The 3,582-nt window shown below is 40.9% G+C and carries 4 protein-coding genes; 2 read left to right on the forward strand and 2 right to left on the reverse strand.

Features of this window, described 5'->3' with window-relative positions; all coding sequences use genetic code 11:
* Both VMW78_00780 and VMW78_00785 read right to left on the reverse strand, forming a co-directional pair.
* A partial coding sequence (locus tag VMW78_00780; GenBank protein HUV49545.1) for an adenosine-specific kinase occupies nucleotides 1-201 on the reverse strand: 201 nt, incomplete at its 3' end.
* Between the two features lie 31 nt (nucleotides 202-232).
* Nucleotides 233-478 carry a hypothetical protein gene (locus VMW78_00785; protein HUV49546.1) on the reverse strand — a complete coding sequence of 82 codons (246 nt, stop codon included), beginning with the start codon at nucleotides 476-478 and terminating at the stop codon, nucleotides 233-235.
* 546 nt (nucleotides 479-1,024) lie between these two features.
* On the opposite strand from VMW78_00785, the gene VMW78_00790 reads away from it, so the two are divergent.
* Nucleotides 1,025-2,368 carry an HDOD domain-containing protein gene (locus VMW78_00790; protein HUV49547.1) on the forward strand — a complete coding sequence of 448 codons (1,344 nt, stop codon included), beginning with the start codon at nucleotides 1,025-1,027 and terminating at the stop codon, nucleotides 2,366-2,368.
* 58 nt (nucleotides 2,369-2,426) lie between these two features.
* The gene (locus VMW78_00795) at nucleotides 2,427-3,323 is read left to right on the forward strand and encodes a protein-glutamate O-methyltransferase CheR (GenBank protein HUV49548.1); all 897 of its coding nucleotides are present in this window, start codon (nucleotides 2,427-2,429) and stop codon (nucleotides 3,321-3,323) included.
* Nucleotides 3,324-3,582 lie beyond the last annotated feature (259 nt).

The raw sequence follows: 3,582 nt of genomic DNA on the forward strand, positions 1-3,582 counted from the left end.
TTCGATAAGTTCATCATCTGTGCCTGCATAACGCACAAGACATAACTCAGAGGCTTCACAGAATGCCAGACCGAATTTTGCCATGGGAACAGCATTGACCATGGCCTCATATATATCCTCAACAGTTTTTATAAAATGAGAATGTCCTAAAATCATGTTCAACCCGTCCGGGTTTTCGATTTTTACTGTTTTAATGTCCATGTTGCCTCAATATTAAATTATTTGTCACACTTCAACCGACTATCCGCAGGGCAAAATACGGCGTTAGATTAAAAAGAAATATACCTATTTTAAATAGAGCCATACCTGCATAGTGAATTGAATCAAACTTCTCAATTGATAAACTAAACCATTTACAATGAAGCCGATATATCCAATCATGTGCTAACATGAAGAACAAAAACCACCATAACAGCAAACCCGTGTTGATTAATGCACACCAAAGTAAGGCATCGCGAATTATCTCTATTGTCATCATTTATCCTTTATTTGCATCTAATATTAATTATTAAACAGGAATCTTCTTTTTGTCACGATCTTACTTAGAGCGATTGATACACCAATTGCCCCTTCAATACAACAAAAATGCTATTGACTCAACATGTTGTCCTGCATTACATTTTGTAAACCTGAAGCGGATGGCATCGTAAAAACTCCAAAAACATGTCATTGCGAGCGAAGCGAAGCAATCTAGGAGGCTGTCCGAGAATAGCAATTTTTTCCAAAATCAAGGCTTGCGAAAAAAATTACCGCAGGTATATAGTTGATATTCCGAGGATAATTTTTTGAGCATAACGCAGAGTTTGGGGAAAAGGGCATTCTCGGACAGCCTCCTAGTATAAGACAAGTGCTTATATTTATTAGATTGCTTCGTAGTTGCACTCCTCGCAATGACTTGGGGAATGACTTTTTACGAATTCATCAATATTGGCGCTTCCATATAATTTGTGATAGTAAATTAAATTCAGGATTCTTCAATTTACGCTGAACCAATAGATAATCAATTGCGGAGCTAAGTTCATATATGGCTTTTTATAATGTTTCACCGGGAAAATTAATTGCAACCGATGACCCTTCAGCAGTAATTCAGACATGCCTGGGTTCATGTGTGGGTGTTGCCATGTATGATCGTAAGGCTGTGATAGGCGGGCTGGTTCACATTATACTGCCGAATGGAAGTGAAGATAAGGAAAAAACCAGCCCGGCCCGTTATGCCAGGTCCGGCATTCCGCTCTTATTGGATAAAATGATAAAGTTAGGAGCTTCAAAAGCCGATATTGTTGCGGAAATTGCCGGTGGTGGTTTTATGTTAGGCAACAAAAAGCCGGATATGAACTTTAACATAGGCGGAAGAAATTCTGATATGGCCCGGCAGATTTTGGGCATTTTGGGAATACCGATAAAAAGAGAGCATATTGGCGGAAATTTCAGAAGAACGGTCCGACTGGAATTGGCCGGCGGCATGATCCATGTCAAAACAGGGGAAGAAAACAAAGAGCATGCCCTGAGCTTAAAACCAGACAAAAAGATCGAACTTGAAGATTTGAAGAACAGGATACATATGCTTAAACCAATGCCTGAAACAGCCCGCAGGATAATATCAAGGATAGAATATTCCGGATCCAGACTGTCTGATCTGGAAAAATATATCTCGCAAGATCAAGCAATTACGGCCAATATACTAAAAATGTGCAATTCGGCCCAATATGGTTTTCCCGGTCTGATTTCGAGTTTCAAACAAGCTGCAGCATTTTTGGATACAAAGACACTGAAAAAGATCATCATGGATGCATCGCTGTGCAATCTTTACACGGACGAAATCGGCGTATATTCCGTGGAAAAAGGGGAGGTGTTTAATCATTCTCTATGCTGCGCTATGGTTGCTAAACTGATTTGTCGGCAGAAAAAAATTAAAGATCCTGATACTGTTTTCACGGCAGGGCTGCTTCACGACATCGGCAAGGTAATTTTAGATCAGTATGATTTTGAAAAATTCAACCTGATTATGGACAGAGTTCTTAACGGAGCAATGGGGTTTCTTGATGCTGAAAATGAAATTTTGGGGTATAACCATGCTCAGGCAGGAGGAATTGTGGCCAGGGAGTTGAATCTGCCGGAAGTCCTGATTGAGGCCATCTCGTTTCACCACCAGCCCTGGGAGACTAGAGAGAATCCCGAGGTTGTTTCCATAGTACACATTGCCGATAATATATGTTCCATGATCGGTTATGGATGCGGAGCCGATGACCTGGCCGGCGATATTGATCAGTTTGCGACTTCAAGCATTAACTTAAGCAGCGATGATGTTGACAGAATCATCGAAAATCTGCCCGAAATTGTGGAAAAAATGCAAGGTTATCTTTCATGAACAGCTAATTTAATTGGATGATTGGTCGAGTAGCCGAGTGGGAAAATGGGTGTGAGACTTGAGTCTTGAATTAATATTTAAGGGATTGCTGGCAAGGCGCGACATTGATTTTTCCCGTTACAGGGAAGGCACCATTAAACGGCGTCTGGCCAGGAGGATGGCTGCGACCGGTTGTGATAATTACAATGACTATTTTGATTGCCTTGAAAAAGACCCCTGGGAATATGAACGACTCTTCAGAGACCTGACCATAAAGGTAAGCCGTTTTTTCAGAAACAGGGCTGTTTTTGAAATATTGTCCGATAAGATATTCCCGGATATAATGAGCGCAAAAGAAAGTGAAAACGACAGCACGATCCGCATATGGTGCGCAGGATGCAGCTTTGGTGAAGAGGTATATTCTGTTGCCATAACGCTTGTAGAATACTTAAAAAAACGCGGTAAGAAGATAGATGATTACAGCATCTCCATCTTCGGCACCGACATAGACGACAAAGCCCTGGAAAAAGCGAGAGCAGGGGTGTATGGCGATGAGGCTGTGAGAGCGATAAACAAGGAAATTCTAAACAGTTACTTTGTTTTCTCAACGGCAACCGGCCTCACGCCTCTAAGCAGGCTTACATCTTATCACCCCGCCTATCTGTTGATTGACTCCATAAAAAACATGGTAAGTTTCAGCGAGCATGACCTTACGTCAAAAAGAAAGATGTCCCCGCCCGCAGGAATCGTGGCCAATTATGACCTGATACTCTGCCGTAACCTTCTGATCTATTTTTCCGTACCTTTGCAGAAAAGGGCATTTTCAAATCTCTTCAACTCATTGAATCCAGGCGGTTATATAATCCTTGGCAAGTCGGAATCACTTCCTGAATACCTTAAACCCTTTCTTGTCACACAAAATTCACACCACAGGGTCTATAAGAAGAGATGGTTGAGTGGGGAAATGGTCGAGTGATTATTTGTCATTGGACTGTTCCATGAGCAATTTTTTATAGACAAAAACAATTAAAATAATTATGATATATAAGTTATATCTCAAGTTTCGCACCCTTGATTTCGATCAAAGTCAAAGCGGTAAAGGAGCCAAATTCAATTTTTCAAGCAAAATGATTTATCTGTCTTTTTTAACCAGCACTCAACGACTTGTGCCGAGAACAGGCACAAAGGATATATAACTTACTGAACTCATACGTGGTTTCAAGCATTGTCTTAAT

This window comes from Anaerolineae bacterium, assembly GCA_035529315.1.
GTDB lineage: Bacteria > Desulfobacterota > Desulfobacteria > Desulfobacterales > ETH-SRB1 > Desulfaltia.

What these genes read in the sequence shown, in the direction of transcription:
- VMW78_00785 (HUV49546.1), bottom strand. Translation starts at nt 478, where the DNA reads ATGATGACAATAGAGATAATTCGCGATGCCTTACTTTGGTGTGCATTA.
- VMW78_00790 (HUV49547.1), top strand. Translation starts at nt 1,025, where the DNA reads ATGGCTTTTTATAATGTTTCACCGGGAAAATTAATTGCAACCGATGAC.